Origin of the sequence: Thauera sp., from assembly GCF_035444905.1 — a bacterium.
Taxonomy (GTDB): Bacteria; Pseudomonadota; Gammaproteobacteria; order Burkholderiales; family Rhodocyclaceae; genus Thauera.
The window spans coordinates 1-19,306 of record NZ_DAOMPS010000026.1 but is presented as its reverse complement, the minus strand read 5'-3'; the positions used below and the strand labels follow the sequence as shown (position 1 = coordinate 19,306).

Annotated in this window: 22 protein-coding genes; 10 read left to right on the top strand and 12 right to left on the bottom strand. The window is 66.7% G+C overall.

Going from position 1 to position 19,306, the window contains the following annotated elements; genetic code table 11:
• Window positions 1–10: 10 nt before the first annotated feature.
• The 8 genes from PLC66_RS12650 to PLC66_RS12615 form a co-directional block, all read right to left on the bottom strand.
• Window positions 11–535: a CoA pyrophosphatase gene (locus PLC66_RS12650; protein ID WP_324540923.1), complete on the bottom strand. Its 525-nt coding sequence runs from the start codon at window positions 533–535 to the stop codon at window positions 11–13.
• A gap of 297 nt (window positions 536–832) precedes the next feature.
• Entirely contained in the window at window positions 833–1,027 is a 195-nt protein-coding gene (locus PLC66_RS12645) for a YjfB family protein (RefSeq protein WP_324540921.1), read from the bottom strand.
• 187 nt (window positions 1,028–1,214) lie between these two features.
• Window positions 1,215–1,700, bottom strand: coding sequence for a YajQ family cyclic di-GMP-binding protein (locus PLC66_RS12640; RefSeq protein WP_324540920.1), 486 nt, complete (start codon window positions 1,698–1,700; stop codon window positions 1,215–1,217).
• A gap of 18 nt (window positions 1,701–1,718) precedes the next feature.
• Window positions 1,719–2,054 carry a pyrimidine/purine nucleoside phosphorylase gene (gene ppnP, locus PLC66_RS12635; protein WP_324540919.1) on the bottom strand — a complete coding sequence of 112 codons (336 nt, stop codon included), beginning with the start codon at window positions 2,052–2,054 and terminating at the stop codon, window positions 1,719–1,721.
• A 14-nt stretch (window positions 2,055–2,068) separates the two neighbouring features.
• Window positions 2,069–2,299: a DUF2788 domain-containing protein gene (locus tag PLC66_RS12630; RefSeq protein ID WP_324540917.1), complete on the bottom strand. Its 231-nt coding sequence runs from the start codon at window positions 2,297–2,299 to the stop codon at window positions 2,069–2,071.
• Window positions 2,300–2,334: 35 nt separating this feature from the next.
• Complete coding sequence (locus PLC66_RS12625; protein WP_324540915.1) at window positions 2,335–3,564, bottom strand: argininosuccinate synthase; 1,230 nt, start codon at window positions 3,562–3,564, stop codon at window positions 2,335–2,337.
• Between the two features lie 67 nt (window positions 3,565–3,631).
• The gene (gene argF / locus PLC66_RS12620) at window positions 3,632–4,555 is read right to left on the bottom strand and encodes an ornithine carbamoyltransferase (RefSeq protein WP_324540913.1); all 924 of its coding nucleotides are present in this window, start codon (window positions 4,553–4,555) and stop codon (window positions 3,632–3,634) included.
• A gap of 9 nt (window positions 4,556–4,564) precedes the next feature.
• Entirely contained in the window at window positions 4,565–5,740 is a 1,176-nt protein-coding gene (locus tag PLC66_RS12615) for an aspartate aminotransferase family protein (RefSeq protein ID WP_324540911.1), read from the bottom strand.
• A gap of 236 nt (window positions 5,741–5,976) precedes the next feature.
• Between PLC66_RS12615 and PLC66_RS12610 the strand changes: the two genes are divergently transcribed.
• Window positions 5,977–6,267: a DUF3579 domain-containing protein gene (locus tag PLC66_RS12610; RefSeq protein WP_324540909.1), complete on the top strand. Its 291-nt coding sequence runs from the start codon at window positions 5,977–5,979 to the stop codon at window positions 6,265–6,267.
• Window positions 6,268–6,388: 121 nt separating this feature from the next.
• Here the strand turns inward: PLC66_RS12610 and rpsT are convergent, their stop codons facing one another.
• Window positions 6,389–6,655 (bottom strand): 30S ribosomal protein S20, encoded by a 267-nt coding sequence (gene rpsT / locus PLC66_RS12605; RefSeq protein ID WP_324540907.1) that lies wholly within the window; start codon window positions 6,653–6,655, stop codon window positions 6,389–6,391.
• Between the two features lie 167 nt (window positions 6,656–6,822).
• Here rpsT and murJ point away from each other — a divergent pair, with 167 nt between their 5' ends.
• The gene (gene murJ, locus PLC66_RS12600) at window positions 6,823–8,361 is read left to right on the top strand and encodes a murein biosynthesis integral membrane protein MurJ (RefSeq protein WP_324540981.1); all 1,539 of its coding nucleotides are present in this window, start codon (window positions 6,823–6,825) and stop codon (window positions 8,359–8,361) included.
• Window positions 8,362–8,394: 33 nt separating this feature from the next.
• On the opposite strand, the gene PLC66_RS12595 is transcribed toward murJ, so the two are convergent.
• Window positions 8,395–9,321, bottom strand: a complete 927-nt coding sequence (locus PLC66_RS12595) for a LysR family transcriptional regulator (RefSeq protein ID WP_324540905.1) — start codon at window positions 9,319–9,321, stop codon at window positions 8,395–8,397.
• Window positions 9,322–9,426: 105 nt separating this feature from the next.
• Here PLC66_RS12595 and PLC66_RS12590 point away from each other — a divergent pair, with 105 nt between their 5' ends.
• The 3 genes from PLC66_RS12590 to PLC66_RS12580 all read left to right on the top strand — a co-directional run bounded on the left by PLC66_RS12590 (window position 9,427) and on the right by PLC66_RS12580 (window position 13,276).
• Window positions 9,427–10,203: a ferredoxin--NADP reductase gene (locus PLC66_RS12590; protein ID WP_324540903.1), complete on the top strand. Its 777-nt coding sequence runs from the start codon at window positions 9,427–9,429 to the stop codon at window positions 10,201–10,203.
• A 161-nt stretch (window positions 10,204–10,364) separates the two neighbouring features.
• Window positions 10,365–12,797, top strand: coding sequence for a putative bifunctional diguanylate cyclase/phosphodiesterase (locus PLC66_RS12585; protein ID WP_324540901.1), 2,433 nt, complete (start codon window positions 10,365–10,367; stop codon window positions 12,795–12,797).
• Window positions 12,794–13,276: a glutathione peroxidase gene (locus PLC66_RS12580; RefSeq protein ID WP_324540899.1), complete on the top strand. Its 483-nt coding sequence runs from the start codon at window positions 12,794–12,796 to the stop codon at window positions 13,274–13,276. Before PLC66_RS12585 ends, PLC66_RS12580 begins: the two co-directional genes overlap by 4 nt.
• Window positions 13,277–13,346: 70 nt before the next feature.
• On the opposite strand, the gene PLC66_RS12575 is transcribed toward PLC66_RS12580, so the two are convergent.
• Window positions 13,347–13,745, bottom strand: coding sequence for a type II toxin-antitoxin system VapC family toxin (locus PLC66_RS12575; protein ID WP_324540897.1), 399 nt, complete (start codon window positions 13,743–13,745; stop codon window positions 13,347–13,349).
• Complete coding sequence (locus PLC66_RS12570) at window positions 13,745–13,981, bottom strand: AbrB/MazE/SpoVT family DNA-binding domain-containing protein (RefSeq protein ID WP_324540895.1); 237 nt, start codon at window positions 13,979–13,981, stop codon at window positions 13,745–13,747. The genes PLC66_RS12575 and PLC66_RS12570 overlap by 1 nt, the downstream gene beginning before the upstream one ends.
• A 153-nt stretch (window positions 13,982–14,134) precedes the next feature.
• Between PLC66_RS12570 and ettA the strand changes: the two genes are divergently transcribed.
• The 5 genes from ettA to PLC66_RS12545 form a co-directional block, all read left to right on the top strand.
• A complete protein-coding gene (ettA, locus tag PLC66_RS12565) occupies window positions 14,135–15,799 on the top strand; it encodes an energy-dependent translational throttle protein EttA (protein WP_324540893.1) in 1,665 nt (554 codons plus the stop codon).
• A 171-nt stretch (window positions 15,800–15,970) separates the two neighbouring features.
• Window positions 15,971–16,240, top strand: a complete 270-nt coding sequence (locus PLC66_RS12560; RefSeq protein ID WP_324540891.1) for a hypothetical protein — start codon at window positions 15,971–15,973, stop codon at window positions 16,238–16,240.
• 24 nt (window positions 16,241–16,264) lie between these two features.
• Entirely contained in the window at window positions 16,265–17,737 is a 1,473-nt protein-coding gene (locus PLC66_RS12555; RefSeq protein WP_324540886.1) for a pilus assembly protein TadG-related protein, read from the top strand.
• Between the two features lie 29 nt (window positions 17,738–17,766).
• Window positions 17,767–18,516, top strand: coding sequence for a hypothetical protein (locus PLC66_RS12550; protein ID WP_324540885.1), 750 nt, complete (start codon window positions 17,767–17,769; stop codon window positions 18,514–18,516).
• A 2-nt stretch (window positions 18,517–18,518) separates the two neighbouring features.
• Window positions 18,519–19,306 (top strand): hypothetical protein (locus tag PLC66_RS12545; protein ID WP_324540883.1); only part of this gene is annotated, 788 nt, incomplete at its 3' end.

Genomic DNA, 19,306 nt, shown 5'->3' with positions numbered 1-19,306 from the left:
CCGCCTGAGCTCAGACACCGCGACCGTCCTCCACCCTCAGCACCCGGTACAGCGACATGATGATCCCCGCCGTCGCGCCCCAGATGAAGTAGCCTTCATAAGGCATGGCATGGAATCGCCTCAAGCGCCCCTCGTGCATGATGCTGTGCTCCTCGTGGTTCGCCGGATCGAGGAAATGCGACAGCGGCACCTCGAAGGCCTCGGCCACCTCGAAGGCGTCGAGCTTGAGCTCGAACGGCGGCATCACCAAGCCGACGACTGGCGTGACGCGAAAGCCGGTGCCGGTGAGGTAGTCGGGCAAGGCGCCGAGCAGCTCCACATGGCGGCTGTGCAGGCCGATCTCCTCCTCGGTCTCACGCAACGCGGTTTCGACGGCCGAGGCGTCGCCTTTCTCCACCCGGCCGCCGGGAAAGCTGATCTGTCCGGGGTGGTGATGGAGGTGGTCGGTGCGCTTGGTGAGGAGGACCGAGGCATGATCGGCGTGCACGACCAGCGGCACGAGTACCGCGGCCGGAATCGGGGCGCGCTGCTTCATGAGCCCCCCCCAGTCGGCATTTGGCTCTAGCCCCCCTTGGGAGCACTGAAGCCGATGACGCAGAAGGGAGATCTCTGATCCGACGGGGGGGTGCGCCAAAACATCAATCCTCGAAGCAAGGCAAACGGGCTGACAGTCCGCGAACACCGCATGTTCATCCACGGCAGCAATGTGACATCGATGCATCAAGACGAGACGGATGATCGCTGATCGCCGCGAATGTTCCGCAGCTGATCGAAACCAGCGCCCGGGCGCACCGTTGATCCAGCCCGGCGTCGCTCCGCGACTCCGCTTCCCTTACGCCCAGGTATCGATGAGCCCACCCGCCGTGCTCCCCACGGCCGCGGGCGGACGAGGGATGGCCTGCACGAGTTGCATTGCGCTCTGGGCTTGAATGTCGATGGCCTTCTTCAGCACCTCGACCGACACCTCCTGCTGCAGTTGCGCCTGGCTGTTGGCGGTGACGGCAGCGGCGATGGCACTTGCATCCATGATGGGCTTCCTCTTGCTTCAGATGGATGGCGCCGCAGGGGCGCTCCTGCAAGGCATAACGGTGAATGTACGGCAAACTTGAACGCCGCCCGCAAGGCCCCGGCGGCTGGTGCGCGACCCGCGCCAATCAGGTCGCGTCGTAGCCTACGTCATCGTCCGGCAAGCCCGGCACGCGCGCTCGCCGAACTCAATCCCTGAAATTCCCATACTGCAGCGGAAAGTCCGTGATCTGCTTCTTGACCAGCGCGATGGCCTCCTGCAGCACGTCGCGCTTGGCGCCGGAGACGCGCACGGCGTCGCCCTGGATGGCGGCCTGGACCTTCATCTTGCTGTCCTTCAACAGCTTGACGATCTTCTTGGCGAGGTCCTGGTCGACGCCGACGCGCACCTTCACTTCCTGCTTGACCTTGTTGCCCGAGATCTTCTGCACGTCGCCATAGTCCAGGCAGCGGACATCGACGTTCTTCTTGGTCATCTCGGGCAGCAGGATGGTCTTGACCTGGTCGAGCTGGAAGTCGCTGTCGCCGTAGATCGTCAGCAGCTTGTCGGCGTGCTCGATCCTGGCGCTGGTGCCCTTGAAGTCGTGGCGGCCGTCGACCTTGCGGTTGGCTTGTTCGACGGCGTTGCGCAGCGCGGGCTGATCGACCTCGGACATGATGTCGAAAGACGGCATGACTCCCCTCCCCCGCGCTCAGCCGTAGTGGCAGATGTAGTGGTAGGGCTCGCCGACGACCTCGATGTCGAAGCTCGAGTTGCCCGGCACATTGAAGGACTCGCCGGCGCCGTAGGTCTTCCACTCGCCGGGCTGGCCATCGGCGCCCTTCATGCGCACGCGGCAGCTGCCGGCCACGCCTTCCATGATCTCGGGGGCGCCGGTGCCGAAGGTGAGCGCGGCCGGCACGATGACGCCGACCGACTTCTTCGTGCCGTCGGCGAGCTGGATGCCGTGGCTGACGCATTTGCCGTCGAAGTAGACGCTGGCCTGGGTGGTGACGGCGACGCCGTCGAAGGTGGTGGTGATGCCCATGAGATGCAGGTTCCTTATTCGATGCCGAGCAATTTCTGGATGACGGCCTTCGCGACGAAGCCGACGAAGCCGACCCCCAGGCCGACGAACATCCACATCATGCCGTAGCGCCCGGCCTTGGATTCCTTGGCCAGGTTCCAGATGATGAACACCATGAACGCGATGAGCGCGGTGAGGCCGAGCTTGAGCGAAATATCCTCGAACTCGGCAAGGGTGAGCCCGAAGATGAAGACGTCAATTTCCATTGCGCCCTATCCGTCAAGCGCCTGGCTTTGCCCGCTCAGCCACGCCTGGCCTTCGCGTTGGCGGCGATGCGCATGCGCAGCGCGTTGAGGCGGATGAAGCCGTGGGCGTCCTTCTGGTTGTAGGCGCCGGCGTCGTCCTCGAAGGTGGCGATCGTCGGGTCGAACAGCGAGTCGGTCTTGGAGTCGCGGCCAGTGACGATGACGTTGCCCTTGTAGAGTTTGAGGCGCACCCAGCCGTTGACGCTCTGCTGGGTGTTGTCGATCAGCGCCTGGATGGCCTGGCGCTCGGGGCTCCACCAGTAGCCGTTGTAGATCATGCTGGCGTAGCGCGGCATGAGGTCGTCCTTGAGGTGGGCGACTTCACGGTCGAGGGTGATCGACTCGATGGCGCGGTGGGCGCGCAGCAGGATGGTGCCGCCCGGGGTCTCGTAGCAGCCGCGGCTCTTCATGCCGACGTAGCGGTTCTCGACCAGGTCGAGGCGGCCGATACCATGCTTGCCGCCGAGCTCGTTCAACTTGGCGAGCAGCTCGTGCGCCTTCATGCGGGTGCCGTTGATGGCGACGAGGTCACCCTGCTCGAACTCGAGGTCGACGTACTCGGCGGCGTCCGGCGCGGCTTCCGGCGACACGGTCCAGCGCCACATGGATTCCTCCGCCTCGGCGGCGGGGTTTTCGAGGTGGCGGCCTTCGAAGGAGATGTGCAGCAGGTTGGCGTCCATCGAGTAGGGCGAGCCGCCCTGCTTGTGCTTCATCTCGATCGGGATGCCGTGCTTCTCGGCGTAGGCGAGCAGCTTCTCGCGCGACAGCAGGTCCCACTCGCGCCACGGCGCGATGACCTTCACGCCCGGCATCAGCGCGTAGTAGCCGAGCTCGAAGCGGACTTGGTCATTGCCCTTGCCGGTGGCGCCGTGCGAGACGGCGTCGGCGCCGGTGGCGCGCGCGATCTCGATCTGGCGCTTGGCGATCAGCGGGCGGGCGATGGAGGTGCCGAGCAGGTATTCGCCTTCATAGATCGTGTTGGCGCGGAACATCGGGAAGACGAAGTCGCGCACGAACTCTTCGCGCAGGTCGTCGATGAAGATGTTCTCGGGCTTGATGCCGAATTTGAGCGCCTTGGTGCGCGCGGGCTCGAGTTCCTCGCCCTGGCCGAGGTCGGCGGTGAAGGTGACCACTTCGCACTGGTAGGTGTCCTGCAGCCACTTCAGGATGACCGAAGTGTCCAGCCCGCCCGAGTAGGCGAGCACTACTTTGTTGACGTCGCTCATGCTGTTTTCCTGTTTCCTGCTGTGTTGCCGGCGCGCACGCCCGTGCATGCCGTGAGTATTGGGTAGATCAGTATTCGATGCGGCCGAGCATCAGGTACTCCATCAGCGCCTTCTGCGCGTGCAGGCGGTTCTCGGCCTCGTCCCACACCACCGACTGCGGCCCATCCATGACCTCGGCAGTGACCTCCTCGCCGCGGTGCGCCGGGAGGCAGTGCATGAAGACGGCGTCCTTGTGCGCCACGGCCATCATCTCGGCGTCCACGCACCAGTCGGCGAAGGCCTTCATGCGCTCCTCGTTCTCGGCCTCGAAGCCCATCGAGGTCCACACGTCGGTGGTCACCAGGTCGGCGCCGCGGCAGGCGTCCATCGGGTCGGCGAATTGTTCGAAATTATTGGTGCCGTAGAGGCCGGCGCGCTCGGGCTCGACCTCGTAACCCGGCGGCGTGGACACATGCACGTTGAAGTCCAGCACCTCGGCGGCCTGCAGCCAGGTGTTGCACATGTTGTTGCTATCGCCGATCCAGGCCACGGTCTTGCCCTGGATGGAGCCGCGATGCTCGATGAAGGTGAAGATGTCGGCCAGGATCTGGCACGGGTGGTATTCGTTGGTCAGGCCGTTGATGACCGGCACGCGCGAGTTGGCGGCGAAGCGCTCGACGATGTCCTGCTCGAAGGTGCGGATCATCACCAGATCGCTCATGCGCGAGATGACCTGACCGGCGTCCTCCACCGGTTCGCCGCGGCCGAGCTGCGAGTCGCGCGTGTTGAGGTAGATCGCCGAGCCACCGAGCTGGTGCATGCCGGCCTCGAAGGACAGCCGCGTGCGCGTGCTGGCCTTCTCGAAGATCATCACCAGCGTGCGGTCGAACAGCGGATGGTAGGGCTCGTAGCGCTTGAACTTGTCCTTGATCCACTTGGCACGCGCGAACACGTAGTCGTATTCGTTGCGGGTGAAGTCCTTGAACTGGAGATAGTGCTTGATCGAAGTCATGGGCGGTCCTCAGCCGTTCGCAAGGAAGTCGCGAATCATCGGCGCCAGCATGGCCACCAGCGTCTGGGCGTCGGCGGCGGTGAAGGTGAGCGCGGGCAGTAGCCGCACCACGCGCTCGGAAGTGACCGACAGCAGCAGGCCCTGCTCGGCCGCGCGGCCCATCAGCACGCCGCAGGGGCGGTCGAGCTCGATGCCGATCATCAGGCCGCGGCCGCGGATGTCGACGATGCCGGCCACACCTTCAAGCGCCTCGGCCATGCCCTTGCGGATCGCCTCGCCGACGGCGATGGCGTTGTCCATCAGCCTGTCGTCGACGATGGCATCGAAGGTGGCCAGACCGGCCGCGCAGGCGAGCGGGTTGCCGCCGAAGGTGGAGCCGTGGTTGCCCGGCCCGAACAGACCCTTGGCCTTGCCCGCGGTAACGCAGGCGCCAATCGGCACGCCGGAAGCGAGGCCCTTGGCCAGGGTCATGACGTCGGGCATGGTGCCGGCGTGTTGCCAGCCGAACCACTTGCCGGTGCGGCCCATGCCGCACTGCACCTCGTCGCAGATCATGAGCCAGCCCATCGCGTCGCACAGGGCGCGCAGCTCGCGCTGGAAGGCTTCGTCGGCCACATTGACGCCACCTTCGCCCTGGATCATCTCAAGCATCACCGCGGCCACGCTGTGGTTATGCTCACCGACCTTGCGGATGGCCTCGATATCCTTGTAGGGGACGCGGATGAAGCCCTGCACCAGCGGCTCGAACCCGGCCTGCGCCTTGCGGTTGCCGGTCGCCGACAGGGTGGCCATGGTGCGGCCATGGAAGGCCTGCTCCATGACGATGATGTGCGGCACCTCGATGCCCTTGTTGTGGCCGTACATGCGGGCGAGCTTGATCGCGGCCTCGTTGGCCTCGCAGCCCGAGTTGCAGAAGAACACCTCGTCCATGCCGGAGACTTCGGCGATGCGGTCGGCGAGCTTGTCCTGCAGCGGGATGCCGTAGAGATTGGAGGTGTGCAGCACGCGCGCGGCCTGGTCGGCGATGGCCTTGACCAGGCGCGGGTGATTGTGGCCGAGGGTGCTGACGGCGATGCCGGAGAGGGCATCGAGATAACGCTTGCCAGTCTCGTCGTACAACCACACGCCCTCGCCGTGCGAGAAAGCCACCGGCAGGCGGGCGTAGGTGTTCATGACATGGGACATGGGGTACCTCGAGTTCGACGAAGCCAGGAAACGCACACGGCGGCAGATGCCGCCGTGCAGGGAAGAGTGCTGAATGTTAAGCCAAAACCCGGCGCCCTGTACATAAGCGCACGGGCGCCGCACCCGCATGCTGCACCGCGGGCGAAGCCCGATTTCTGCTAGAATGCGCCCCGTTTTGATTCCGGCATAAAAGAACCGGAACACGAACGCCCCCCGAAGCCGCCAAGGCATCACACATGAACCAGAAGATCGAGAACTTCATCATTGTCGGGGTCACGAGGGAGGGGAAGAAATTCCGTCCGAGCGACTGGGCAGACCGTCTGTGCGGCGTCATGTCGGCCTTTGGCGCCGACCACCGGATGACCTACTCCCCCTACGTGCGCCCCGGCTGCACGCTCAAGGGCGACAAGACCGTGCTGGTCGACGCCCGCCTCTACGACGTCGAGCCCCTGGCCTACAAGTTCATGGTGAACTTCGCCAACGACAACGACCTGCAGATCGAGTGGATGGGCGACACGCCGCTTTGAGCACGCAGCGGAAACCCGGTGCAGCAGAGGGCGGCCTGTACGCGTCGCCAAAAACAAAAAAGCGACCTCGCGGGTCGCTTTTTTGTTGCGGCGCCTGGGCGCCGACATCGTGCAGCAAGAATCAGGCAGCCATCGACTTGACGGCAGCCGACAGACGGCTCTTGTGACGAGCGGCCTTGTTCTTGTGGATGATGTTCTTGTCGGCGATGCTGTCGATGGTGCTCATCGAGGTGCGAAAGACCGACTGAGCCGCCGCCTTGTCGCCACCCACGATGGCCTTGCGCACGGCCTTGATCGCGGTACGCAGGCGGGAACGAAGGCTGGCGTTGTGGGCGCGGGCCTTGGTCGCCTGACGGGCGCGCTTGCGAGCTTGTGCCGAGTTGGCCATAAATTTGAATTCCGTATTGGTGGTTCTAGAAAGTCCGCGATTATATTGGCGCCATCTGGCGAATGCAAGCGGGTTTTTGCCGTCCACGCTTACCGCCGTGCCGGCGCGCGGCTATGATGCGCGCTTCGCATTTTCCGCGCGCCTTCGCGGCGCCCTCCCCGATCCGCATGAACCTCCTGCGCGCCCTCGCCACCGTCAGCGGCATGACCCTGCTGTCCCGCATCCTGGGCTTCGTGCGCGACTTCGTGATCGCGCGCACCTTTGGCGCGGGCATGGCGACCGACGCCTTCTTCGTCGCCTTCCGCCTGCCCAACCTGCTGCGGCGGATGTTTGCCGAAGGGGCCTTTTCGCAGGCCTTCGTGCCCATCCTCGCCGAATACAAGAACAGGCAGGGTGACGAAGCCACGCACACGCTGGTCAATCGGGTGGCGACGCTGCTCGGGCTGGTGGTGGCGGTGGTGGCGGCACTGGGCGCGCTGGCGGCGCCGCTGATCATCTACGTGTCGGCGCCCGGCTTCTCGGGCGACCCGGGCAAGTTCGAGCTCACAGTCGAGCTCACCCGCATCACCTTCCCCTACATCTTCTTCATGTCCCTGGTGGCGCTTGCCGGCGGCGTGCTCAACACCTGGAGCCGGTTCGCGATCCCGGCCTTCACCCCGGTGCTGCTGAACCTGGCCTTCATCGGCATGGCGCTGTTCGCTGTGCCCTACTTCGACCCGCCGGTGCTGGCGCTGGCGTGGGCGGTGTTCCTCGGCGGGCTGCTGCAGCTCGCGCTGCAGATTCGGCCGCTGCTGAAGATCGGCATGCTGCCGCGCTTCGACCTCAACCTATCCGACCCAGGCGTGCGCCGCATCATGAAGCTGATGGCGCCGGCCGTCCTGGGCGTGTCGGTGAGCCAGATCTCGCTGCTGATCAACACCATCTTCGCCTCCTTCCTCGAAAGCGGCAGCGTGTCCTGGCTGTATTACGCCGACCGCCTGATGGAGTTCCCCGCCGGCCTGCTGGGCGTGGCGCTGGGGACGATCCTGCTGCCCAGCCTGTCCAAGCTCTACGCCGACGACAAGGCGGAGGAGTTCTCCTCCCTGCTCGACTGGGGCCTGCGCCTGACCCTCTTGCTGACCCTGCCGGCCGCACTCGGGCTGGCGCTGCTGGCGGTGCCGCTGGTGGCGACGCTGTTCAACTACGGTGCGTTTTCCGCCACCGACGTGATGCACACGCGCAGCGCGCTGGTGGCCTACAGCGTCGGTCTGACCGGGCTGATCCTGGTGAAGGTGCTGGCGCCCGGCTTCTATGCGCGCCAGGACATCCGCACGCCAGTGAAAATCGCGATCATCACGCTCATTGCCACCCAGCTGATGAACCTGGCTTTCGTCTTTCCGCTGCGTCACGCCGGGCTGGCGCTGGCGATCGGCCTGGCATCCTGCCTCAACGCCGCCCTGCTCTACCGCGGCCTGCGCAAGCGCGCCATCTACACGCCGCAGGCGGGCTGGGGCGCGTTCGGGCTCAAGCTGCTGGCGGCGCTGGCGGTGATGGGCGGGGTGCTGTGGTTCGCCGCCGGGCCGGCCGCGCTGTGGGTGGAGATAGGCGGGCTGGCGCGTGCCGGCCGGCTGGCGGCGGTGGTGGCGGCCGGGGCAGCGGCGTACTTTGCCACGCTGTTTGCGCTGGGTTTCCGCCTGCGCGACTTCCGCCGCCGCGGCGCGGCCTGACTGCGCTTGCCGCGCCCGGCGGCGCGAACACGCTCAGGCGACCGGCGGCAGGGGAATCTGGTCGCTGCGCCGCGCGCCGGCGGTAAAGGCGCGACAGTCGTCCAGAAAGCGGCGGATGACGCGGCTGTGATACTTGCCGCGGTGCCAGACGAAGTTGAAGTAACGGCGCAGATCGAGCATGGGTGTCTCGATCGGCACCAGGCTGCCGCGGCGAAAGGCGTCGCGCAGCGCAAGCCGCGACAGGCAGCCCAGGCCGAGGCCGCTCTCGACCGCACGCTTGACCGCCTCGGTGTGCTCGAGCTCGAGCCGCGGCACGATGCCGCCGGGCCAGTGGCGCATGGCCTGATCAAAGGTCTCGCGCGTGCCCGAGCCGCGCTCGCGCAGAATCCACGGCTGATGGGCGATCTCTTCCAGCGCCTTCACGCGCCGCCCGGCCAGGGCATGCCCCGGCGCACAAAACACCACCAGCTCGTCTTCGACCCAGGTCTGCACCTCCAGCTCGGCATCCACGATCTGCCCTTCCACCAGGCCGAGGTCGATCTCGTGGCGCAGCAGCATGGCGGCGATGGTGGCGGTGTTGTGCACCTGCAGGCGCACCCGGCTCTCGGGGTGGTCCTGCAGGAAGTTGGAGACGATCAGCGGCAGCAGGTAGTTGCCGATGGTGAGCGTCGCCCCCACGCGCAGATTGCCCAGGCCGCGCTCGCCGCGCAGCAGGGCGTCGATCTCCTCGGCCCGGTCGAGCAGCTCGACCGCATGCGGCAGCAGCAGGCTGCCCTGCTCGTTGAGGCGCAGGCGCTTGCCGGCGCGGTCGAAGAGCTGCTGGTCGAACTGGTTCTCCAGCTCGGCCAGCGCGGCGCTGGCGGCTGATTGCGACAGCGCGAGCGCTTCGGCCGCGCGCGACACGTTCTCGCTGCGGGCGATCTCGACGAAGACCTGAATCTGGCGCAGGGTGAATCGCATATCGACTTAACAGGTAAGTGATAGAAGAATTATCCACTAAAGCGCTAACAACGCCGACCTAGAATGGGCCCCATCGCAAACTTTCATGCAGGGCCCGACAAGATCATGAGCAGCCTCGTCACCGAACGCGTCCTCAGCGTCCATCACTGGAACGACTCCCTCTTCAGTTTCCGCACCACGCGCGACCCCGGCCTGCGCTTCGAGAACGGCCAGTTCGTGATGATTGGGCTGGACGTCGATGGCAAGCCGCTCACGCGCGCCTACAGCATCGCCAGCCCCAACTACGAGGAACACCTCGAGTTCTTCAGCATCAAGGTGCCCGACGGCCCGCTGACCTCGCGCCTGCAGCACCTGCGCGAGGGCGACCCCATCGTGGTGAGCAAGAAGCCCACCGGCACGCTGGTGCTGCACGACCTCAACCCCGGCCGGCATCTGTACCTGCTGGCGACCGGCACCGGGCTCGCGCCCTTCCTGAGCGTGATCCAGGATCCGGAGACCTACGAGCGTTTCGACAAGGTGGTGCTGGTGCACGGCGTGCGCTTCGTCTCCGAGCTGGCCTACACCGACTTCATCACCCGCGTGCTGCCGCAAAACGAGTTCTTCGGCGAGCAGGTGCGCGAGCAGCTGATCTACTACCCCACCGTCACCCGCGAGCCCTTCCGCAACCAGGGTCGCGTCACCCACGTCATCGACAGCGGCAGGCTGTTTGCCGATATCGGCCTGCCCGCGCTCGATCCGGCCCACGACCGGGTGATGATCTGCGGCAGCACGGCGATGAACAAGGACTGCTGCGACCTGCTCGACAGCCGGGGTTTTCGCATGTCGCCGCGCATCGGCGTGCCGGGCGACTACGTGATCGAGCGTGCCTTCGTGGAGAAGTGAGGGCGCCGATGCAGCCTGCGCATGCAGGCGAGCTATCCGGTTTTCTTTGACTTTTATCAACATTTGGGCCAAATCTGGGGCTAGCATGCGCGGCCGATGACACAGATTGCCCCCCTCTTCCCCTTTTCTCCTTCGCCCGCCCAGGCGGCCGGGCGAAGGGCATGACGCGCGCCGCCGTCGCGCAATTGCTCAGAACCTCCACCAGCATCCGTCTGGTGGTGCTGATCCTGCTCGGCCTTAGCCTCATCGGCTGGATCTTCATAGAGGCCGGCGCCGTCACCACGCGCGAGCACCTGCGTTACGCCCGCGATCTGCGCGAGATTCGCCAGATCGACGCCGAACTCAACACCGCCACCATCGCCCGCCGCCTGGATCCGGACGCTGACGCAGGCTGGCAGGAGGTCGACAGTCGCGTCGAGCGCATCCAGACACTCATCCGCGAGCTGCGTCACACCCCAACCTTCCTGACCGGCGCCGAGACCATGCAGGTGCTCACGCAGATCGAACGCTACGCCGAGCTGCACGACCGCAAGCGAACGCTCATCGACACGCTGCGCCACGCGCTGGAAGCGGGCGCGAACCAGGACGCCAGACTCGCTGACACCCGGGCCGGCAACGGCAAGGCGGCAGCACTCGAGCACCGCCAACGCCTCGACGCCACCGCGCGCGAACTCCTCGGCCTCTTCACCGCGCGCCAGGGCGAGCTCGTGGTCGAGACCTACACCGTGGGCTACGAAGCGGCGACGGCGCGCATGCAAACGCATCGCGTCCTGCTGCTGCTGGTGGCGTTGAGCCTGGGCATGTACCTTCTGCTGACCGCATTCCGCCTGCGCAAGGCCACGCTCGCGGTCACCCAGGCCAATGCGGACCTGGGCGACAAGGTCGCCGCCCTCAGGCACGCGGAAGGCGAGCTCAGGCGTTACGCGACGGTATTCACCAATTCCAGCGAGGGCATGCTGATCACCGATGCCCAAGCGCGCATCATCGCGATCAATCCGGCCTTCTCCCGCATCACCGGCTATGGCGTGGACGACGTCATCGGCCGCTCGCCCTCCATCCTGAACTCCGGGCGCCAGGACGCCGGCTTCTACCGGCGCATGTGGACGACGATCAACAGCCGCGGCCAGTGGCAAGGCGAGATCTGGAACCGTCGCCGCAATGGCTCGATCTACCCGGAGTGGCTGTCGATCACCGCCGTGCGCGGTGAGGACGGTGAGCTCGCCAATTACATAGGCATCTTCTCGGACATCACCGAGCGCAAGGAAGCCGAGGCCCGCATCCTGCACCTGGCGCACCACGACCCCCTGACCAACCTGCCCAACCGCGCCCTGTTGCACGACCGCCTGCAGCAGGTGCTGCTGCAGGCCCGCCGCAACAAGCGGGGCGTGGCGGTGCTGCTGCTCGATCTTGACCGTTTCAAGACCATCAACGACACGCTGGGGCACGAAAGCGGCGACGGCCTGCTGTTGCAGATCACCGAACGTTGCCGCAGCGCCATACGCGACACCGACACGCTTGCGCGCCTGAGCGGTGACGAGTTCGTGGCGGTGCTGCCCGAGGCGGGCAACCCGCAGGATGCGGCAGCAGCCGCGCGCAAGATCCTCGATGCCGTGGCCCTGCCCTGTCAGCTCGGTGAGCACCGGATCACCGTCACCGCGAGCATCGGCATCGCGCTCTACGATCAGGACGGCGGCAACGTGTCGATGCTGCTGCGCAACGCCGACGCCGCCATGCACCGTGCCAAGGAAGCCGGGCGCAACGGCTTCGAGTTCTATTCGGCCGAGATGAACACCTCCTCGCTCGGCCAGCTGCTGCTCGAGAACCAGTTGCGCGGCGCCACCGATCGTGGCGAGCTGCTGCTGCACTACCAGCCCAAGGCGTGCGCCAGAACCGGGCGCCTGCTCGGCCTGGAGGCCTTGCTGCGCTGGCAGCACCCCGAGCTCGGCATGGTGGCGCCCGGGCGCTTCATCCCGCTGGCGGAAGAAACCGGCCTGATCAATACCATCGGCGACTGGGTGCTGGCCGAAGCCTGCCGCCAGCAGCGCGCCTGGCTCGACGCCGGGCTGGAGGTGGTGCCGATCGCGGTCAACCTGTCGGCGCAGCAACTGGCGCAGCAGCACTTCGTCTCGCATGTCGCGCATGCGATCGACGCGGCCGCGCTCGCGCCCAGCCTGATCGAGCTCGAGCTCACCGAGACCATGCTGATGCGCGACATCGACCGCACCATCCACACCCTGATCCGCCTGCGCGAGATGGGCGTGCGCCTGTCGATCGACGACTTCGGCACCGGCTACTCGTCGCTGAACTACCTGCGCCAGTTCCCGGTCAATGCGCTCAAGATCGACCGCAGCTTCGTCAGCGACATCAGCGCCGAAGGCACCGAAGGCAAGATCGCCGCCGCAATCATCGGCATGGCCCACAGCCTGGAGCTGGAGGCCATTGCCGAAGGGGTGGAGACCGAGGCGCAGCGCAGCTTCCTGACCGCCCAGGGCTGCCACCAGCTGCAGGGCTACCTCATCGGCCGCCCGGTGCCGGCAGCGGAGATCGAAACACGTCTGTCCATCGCCCGCCCCGCATCCGGAGAACCCCGATGAGTTCCAGCCTGTACGACATCGAAGTCGAACGCCTCGCCGGCGGCACCACCACCCTCGGCGAATACACCGGCAAGCTGCTGCTGATCGTCAATACCGCCAGCCAGTGTGGCCTCACCCCGCATTACGCTGGCCTCGAGAAGCTCCACCAGACCTACAAGGACCGCGGCCTCGTCGTGCTCGGCTTCCCGTGCAACCAGTTCGGCGCCCAGGAACCGGGCAGCGCGGAGGAAATCGGCGCCTTCTGCACCAAGAACTACGACGTCAGCTTCCCGATGTTCGCCAAGATCGAGGTCAACGGCGACGGCGCCCACCCGCTCTACAAGTACCTCAAGCAGCACGCCAAGGGCATCCTCGGCACCGAGGCGATCAAGTGGAACTTCACCAAGTTCCTCGTGAGCCGCGATGGGCAGCACATCGAGCGCTACGCGCCGACGACGACGCCGGACGAGCTGGTGAAGGATATCGAGGGGATGCTGTAGCGAAGCAGACTGCGAACGGGGACGACGCGCGCGAGTGGCGACCAAAGCAGCGCGTGCGGCTCAGCGCACTTCACGGTGTCAGCAGCTCGACCGAGGGGAAGTAGTGCCGGTACTTGCGTGGATCTCGCGTCAGGATCGGCCAGCCTTCCACCGCGGCGTGGGCGCCAATGAAGAAATCGGCCAGGACGCTTTTGCGCTCGCCGCCCGTCCGGCGATACGCGACGAACGCCTTCCCCGCGAGAAACAGCGCCGGCCTGGGAAGCTCGCGGAGATCGACACCGAATCCGCTGACCGCCTCATCGAGCGCCTCGACCGTCGAGAATGTCAGCGACAATTCGGCATAGATGATGGGGTTGATCGCAAGACGATGCACCTGCGACAGCCGGCGCAGCATGTCGATTGACCAATCCGCCCACTGCGGATCGTCTTCCAGCACGTCGATCAGGACGTTGGTGTCGACAAGCAACATCAGTCGTCGCCACGCAGCAAGGCCATCAGGTCGTCCGTGCGCCACTTCACGTCGGCCTTGCCGCGCATGCGTTCGAAGCGATCATTCTCGTCGTGCAGTGTCCCGGGGCGTGTCAGTACCACCTCGCCCTCGCGGTTGATTCGAAATTCGATCGCGCAGCCGGGCTCGAGATGCAGCGCATCGCGGATGTGCTTGGGGATCGTCACCTGGCCCTTGCTCGTCAGTGTGGTGTGCATGTCGAACCTCCCGTCCATTTGCATTTCTTACACGCACGTCCAGCGTAATACCCCGATCGGCTAGCCGCAAGCGCCAAGCGTGCCTGCGACCGCCCGCTCGGGTAGACTCCCGCCTTTTCCGCCCCACCGAACACCGCCAACGAGGTACCCGTAGTGGCCCAATACGTCATGTCGATGCTGCGCGTGAGCAAGACCGTTCCGCCCAAGCGTCAGATCATCAAGGACATCTCCCTCTCCTTCTTCCCCGGCGCCAAGATCGGCCTGCTCGGACTCAACGGTTCGGGCAAGTCCACCGTGCTGCGCATCATGGCCGGCGTGGACAAGGACTACGACGGCGAGGTGCAGTGGCTCGCCGGCCAGCGCATCGGCTACCTGCCGCAGGAGCCCGAGCTCGACCCGACCAAGACCGTGAAGGAAGAGGTCGAGGCCGGCCTGGGCGAGATCATGGAAGCGCGCCAGAGGCTCGAGGAGATCTACGCCGCCTACGCCGAACCGGATGCCGACTTCGACAAGCTCGCCGAGGAGCAGGCCAGGTACGAGAACATCCTCGCCACCGCAGGCAGCGACATCGAGCACCAGATGGAGATCGCGGCCGACGCACTGCGCCTGCCGCCCTGGGAGGCGGTGATCGGCAATCTGTCCGGCGGCGAGAAGCGCCGCGTCGCGTTGTGCAAGCTGCTGCTGTCCAAGCCCGACATGCTCCTGCTCGATGAGCCCACCAACCACCTCGACGCCGAATCGGTCGAGTGGCTGGAGCAGTTCCTCACCCGCTTCCCCGGTACCGTGGTGGCGGTGACCCACGATCGCTACTTCCTCGACAACGCCGCCGAGTGGATCCTCGAGCTCGACCGCGGCCACGGCATCCCGTGGAAGGGCAACTACTCGTCCTGGCTGGAGCAGAAGGGCGAGCGCCTGGCGCAGGAGTCGAAGCAGGAAGCCGCGCACCAGAAGGCGATGAAGACCGAACTGGAGTGGGCGCGCTCCAACCCGAAGGCGCGCCAGGCCAAATCCAAGGCGCGCCTGGCGCGCTACGAGGAGATGGCCAGCGTCGAATACCAGCGCCGCAACGAGACGCAGGAAATCTTCATCCCGCCCGGCGAGCGCCTTGGCGACAAGGTCATCGAGTTCAACGGCGTGAGCAAGGCCTTCGGCGACAAGCTGCTGATGGACAACGTCAGCTTCAGCATCCCGCCGGGCGCCATCGTCGGCATCATCGGCCCCAACGGTGCGGGTAAGTCGACCCTGTTCAAGATGATCGAGGGCCGCGACAAACCCGATTCGGGCGAGGTCGTCATCGGCAGCACGGTGAAGATCGCCGCCGTCGACCAGACCCGCGAAGGCCTGGCCAACGACAAGACCGTGTTCGACACCATCTCGGATGGCGCCGACATCCTTACCGTCGGCCGCTTCGAGATGCCCAGCCGCGCCTACCTCGGCCGCTTCAACTTCAAGGGCGGCGATCAGCAGAAGATCGTTGGCAACCTGTCGGGTGGCGAGCGCGGGCGCCTTCACCTGGCCAAGACCTTGATCCAGGGCGGCAACGTGCTGCTGCTCGACGAACCGTCCAACGATCTCGACGTGGAGACCCTGCGTGCCCTGGAAGACGCCCTGCTGGAGTTCGCCGGCTGCGCGCTGGTGATCTCGCACGACCGCTGGTTCCTCGACCGCATCTGCACCCACATCCTGGCGGCGGAGGGCGATTCGCAATGGACCTTCTTCGCCGGCAACTTCCACGAGTACGAAGAGGACAAGAAGAAGCGCTTGGGCGAGGAAGGCGCCAAGCCCAAGCGGATCCGCTACAAGCCGATCGCGCGCTGAACGACCCGCAATCCGGCGCCCCACTGGGCCCGCTGCAGCAATGCAGCGGGCCCTTTGCGTTCACCGACCGCACAGCCCGAGACACGATCGCCTCAGTAACGCGATTTGCATATTGACTATGCATTTTTCATTTGCCATCATCATTTCGTCTTATCCACCGACGGAGCGATCATGGCAGCACACCTCCAGCAAGACCGGCAGCACGGTCAGGGCATGACCGAGTACATCGTCATCGTGGCGCTGATCGCGGTGGCGGCGATCGCGGTGTATCAGTATTTCGGCCAGACGGTGCGCAACCAGACCGCGGCCATCGCCAAGGAGATCGCCGGCAGCGACGGCACCGCGCAGAAGACGGCGGCGCAAACTGCGGCGGGCACGGCCTCCACCCAGGCCAACACCGCGCGCACCCTCGACAACTACACCGGCAACGCCGGCCGCTGAGCGCACACGCAAGCCGGTCCGCGCATGCCCACACGCATCCACGCCCGCCACTGCGACCCCAGCCGCGCCCCTGCTGGCCGGCTGTGCGCCGCCGCGGCCGTCCGAGCAGGTCCGCTCGCCGGCAGGGGCCAGGCCCTGGTGCTCGGTCTGTTCTTCGTGTTCGCCAGCGCCGGCGTGCTGCTGCTGATGTTCAACACCGGGCGCAGCGTGGACGAGAAGCTGCGCATCACCAACGCCGCCGACGCGGCCGCCTGGAGCGTCGCCACGCTCGAGGCGCGCGCCCTCAACTACGACGCCTACGCCAATCGCGCGATCGTGGCCAACCAGGTGGCCATTGCGCAGGCGGTCAGCCTGGTGTCGTGGCTGCATTACTTCGAGAGCAGCGTGAACAACGCGGGCACGCTGGCCAGCGTGGCCTCGAGCTGGATCTACCACCCGGCCGAATACCCCCGTCTGGCGCAGCTCCTGGGCACCGTCAACGGCTCCGCCTATCTCGACGTATGGGCCGGCGGTTCGCTGCGCACCATCGTGAGCAATCTGGATCGCGCACTGGGCTCCATCGTCAGCATCCACGACGCGGTGTCGGTCGCGCTCTCGGCCTCCCAGTCGGTGATGCACGCCAGCCTGGCCACCGGGCTGGCGCAGGGTGATCTGGCCAACACGCTGGTGCAGCGCATCGACCCGGCGATGCGCGCCTCCATCAACCCTGCCAGCCATGACTTCCGCAGCTTCACACAGGTGCTCGGGCGCAGCGGCCCCGCGGGCGATGGCCGTGGGCGCCTGGCCGAGGTCGTGCTGCGCTCGCGCGACGACTTCACCCGCGAGCGGGTGTGGTCGATCCGCGGCCCCAACCTGTCGCCGCTGCAGCGCAACGTCGAGCTCAAGCGCCGCGGCGGCACCGAGCTCATCGGCTACGACGAGTGGCGCGCGCTGGACACGCTGGAACACCAGGGCCAGCGCATGCGGCGCTGGCGTTGGCGCTGGCGGCGCACCCCAATCGCGGCCGGCGCGGCGAGCACGGCTGCCGAAGCAGCATCGAGCGATGCGCGCGGCCATCACGGCGGCAGCTATCGCGACAACGCCACCACCGCCTACCGGCTGGCCGAACCGGCCATGCAGCGGCTCGACACGGCTGGCGGTCGTTTCAGCGGCCTGCCCGCCACGCGCGAGCTGCGCGACCTCTCGCCACACGCCCACCCCATCAGCGGTGTCACCCTGCGCGTCGCCAAGCCACGCGCGGCCCTGCGAACGTCCGGTGGCAGCAGCATCGTGCAGCCAGGCGCGCGCCTGCAGCAGTTCGACGCGCCCGCATCGGGTGGCGAGATGGCGGCGCTGTCCCGCGCCGAGGTCTTCTTCGCGCCGCCGCAAGCACGCCACGACGGCAAGAGCGAACGACCCAGCCTCTACAGCCCCTACTGGCAGGCACGTCTGGCCACGCCGACGCTGACAGACCGTGCATGGGCCGCGTCACAACAGGGCGGGCTCACGCTGCCATGAGATCGCGCCCCCCTCTCCGCCGCGCACCCTTGCATCCCGCGCCCTGCCGCCGCTGCGGTGGTCAGTCCATTGTCGAGTTCCTGGTGCTGGCGCTCGTGCTGGTGCCCTTGTTCCTGACCCTGCCCTTGCTTGGCAAGTACCTCGACCTCGCCCATGCGACGGAGCAGGCGGCCCGCTATGCCGCCTTCGAGACCACCGTGTCCGGCCCTGCCGCGCCAGCCAGGACCGAGGCCAGGCTGGCGGCCGAAATCAGGCAGCGCTTCTTCAGCACCTCGGATGCGCCGATCCGGACCGGCGCCTCGGTAGGCGACACGCACGCCGAGCGCAATCCCCTGTGGTCGGACCATCGCGGCCAGCCCCTCATCGACCGCTTCGCCGAGCAGATTGGCGTCCGCCTAGAGCGACGCAGCAACGGCGCCCCGACGAGCGCGCCGCTTGCCGGGCCGGCGGGCTTCGAGCTGCCCACCGAAACCGAATACACGGCGCGCGTCAGCGTCACGCCGCGCGACATCGCCGGCCTGCCCGGCTTTGACAGCCTCGGCCTCCAGATCTCGCGCCATCAGGTCGTGCTGAGCGGCCCCTGGTCCGCACCCAACCCCGACGAAGTGGCACGCCGCATCGAGCAGGGCGGCGCCGCGGTTCATCCGATCGCACCACTCAAGCTGATCGGCGACACGGTAGGCACCGTGCTGCCGCAACTGATGCTCGATGAGGCCATCGCGGTCGGCAAGGTCCGGGCCGAGATCGTGCCCTGCGACCGCCTCGTGGAGGGCTGCTGAGCATGCACACCATCCTGCGCACCCAGCGCCCGCGCACCGCGCCTGCCGCCCTCCCCCCTTCCCGGCGCACGCTCGGGCACCGCCCGGCGCTGTCCGAGGTGCTGCGCGTCACCACCGTGGTCGCCGCACTCTGTGGCAGCCTGATGTGGGCGGCAAAGGCCTGCGCCGGGGCCTTCCCGCCGGAGACGCTGCCGGTCATCGACGGCGCACGCCTGACCCCGGTGGCCGAGCTCATCCGCATCAAGGGCGTGCCGACGCGGATCCGGCAATTCGAGGTCGAGGCCTCGCTCGCCAGCGCACGAACCTTCTACCGCGAGGCGCTCGGCCAGCCTATCGTCGAGACGCGGGTGGCGGCGTGGACCGTCCTCGCGCGCAAGCAAGACCAGCAGCTCCATGTCGTGCGCCTGCGCGAAACCGGTGACGGCCGGGTGGAGGGGACGCTGTCGGAGTCCGACCTGTCGGTCGCCGTCGCCGCGCAGGATCAGCGGCTCGGCTTGCGCCTGCCCGCCGGCAGTCAGCTCAGCACCGACGTCGAGATGCACGATGCCGGACGCAGCGCCCGCTTCCTGGCCTGGCACAGCGAGCAGTCGTCGGCACACAACCAGGCCCACCTGCAGGCCGAGCTCGAGGCCCGCGGCTACCGCCTCGAGCGCCGGCTGCCCCTCGCCGAACCGACGCTGCGCGGCAGCAGCCTGTGGTTCGCCGCCGGGGCGCGCGAGGCCGTGGCCACCGTGGTCGAGCACGGCGCGGGCGTGACCGTGACGCTGAACCTCGTCACCTTCCTGCCGGC

What these genes read in the sequence shown, in the direction of transcription:
- rpsT (WP_324540907.1), bottom strand. Translation starts at nt 6,655, where the DNA reads ATGGCCAACTCGGCACAAGCTCGCAAGCGCGCCCGTCAGGCGACCAAG.
- PLC66_RS12630 (WP_324540917.1), bottom strand. Translation starts at nt 2,299, where the DNA reads ATGGAAATTGACGTCTTCATCTTCGGGCTCACCCTTGCCGAGTTCGAG.
- PLC66_RS12650 (WP_324540923.1), bottom strand. Translation starts at nt 535, where the DNA reads ATGAAGCAGCGCGCCCCGATTCCGGCCGCGGTACTCGTGCCGCTGGTC.
- murJ (WP_324540981.1), top strand. Translation starts at nt 6,823, where the DNA reads ATGAACCTCCTGCGCGCCCTCGCCACCGTCAGCGGCATGACCCTGCTG.
- PLC66_RS12580 (WP_324540899.1), top strand. Translation starts at nt 12,794, where the DNA reads ATGAGTTCCAGCCTGTACGACATCGAAGTCGAACGCCTCGCCGGCGGC.
- PLC66_RS12555 (WP_324540886.1), top strand. Translation starts at nt 16,265, where the DNA reads ATGCCCACACGCATCCACGCCCGCCACTGCGACCCCAGCCGCGCCCCT.
- PLC66_RS12640 (WP_324540920.1), bottom strand. Translation starts at nt 1,700, where the DNA reads ATGCCGTCTTTCGACATCATGTCCGAGGTCGATCAGCCCGCGCTGCGC.
- PLC66_RS12590 (WP_324540903.1), top strand. Translation starts at nt 9,427, where the DNA reads ATGAGCAGCCTCGTCACCGAACGCGTCCTCAGCGTCCATCACTGGAAC.
- PLC66_RS12645 (WP_324540921.1), bottom strand. Translation starts at nt 1,027, where the DNA reads ATGGATGCAAGTGCCATCGCCGCTGCCGTCACCGCCAACAGCCAGGCG.
- PLC66_RS12560 (WP_324540891.1), top strand. Translation starts at nt 15,971, where the DNA reads ATGGCAGCACACCTCCAGCAAGACCGGCAGCACGGTCAGGGCATGACC.
- PLC66_RS12570 (WP_324540895.1), bottom strand. Translation starts at nt 13,981, where the DNA reads ATGCACACCACACTGACGAGCAAGGGCCAGGTGACGATCCCCAAGCAC.
- ppnP (WP_324540919.1), bottom strand. Translation starts at nt 2,054, where the DNA reads ATGGGCATCACCACCACCTTCGACGGCGTCGCCGTCACCACCCAGGCC.
- PLC66_RS12625 (WP_324540915.1), bottom strand. Translation starts at nt 3,564, where the DNA reads ATGAGCGACGTCAACAAAGTAGTGCTCGCCTACTCGGGCGGGCTGGAC.
- PLC66_RS12575 (WP_324540897.1), bottom strand. Translation starts at nt 13,745, where the DNA reads ATGTTGCTTGTCGACACCAACGTCCTGATCGACGTGCTGGAAGACGAT.
- argF (WP_324540913.1), bottom strand. Translation starts at nt 4,555, where the DNA reads ATGACTTCGATCAAGCACTATCTCCAGTTCAAGGACTTCACCCGCAAC.
- PLC66_RS12595 (WP_324540905.1), bottom strand. Translation starts at nt 9,321, where the DNA reads ATGCGATTCACCCTGCGCCAGATTCAGGTCTTCGTCGAGATCGCCCGC.
- PLC66_RS12610 (WP_324540909.1), top strand. Translation starts at nt 5,977, where the DNA reads ATGAACCAGAAGATCGAGAACTTCATCATTGTCGGGGTCACGAGGGAG.
- PLC66_RS12585 (WP_324540901.1), top strand. Translation starts at nt 10,365, where the DNA reads ATGACGCGCGCCGCCGTCGCGCAATTGCTCAGAACCTCCACCAGCATC.
- PLC66_RS12615 (WP_324540911.1), bottom strand. Translation starts at nt 5,740, where the DNA reads ATGTCCCATGTCATGAACACCTACGCCCGCCTGCCGGTGGCTTTCTCG.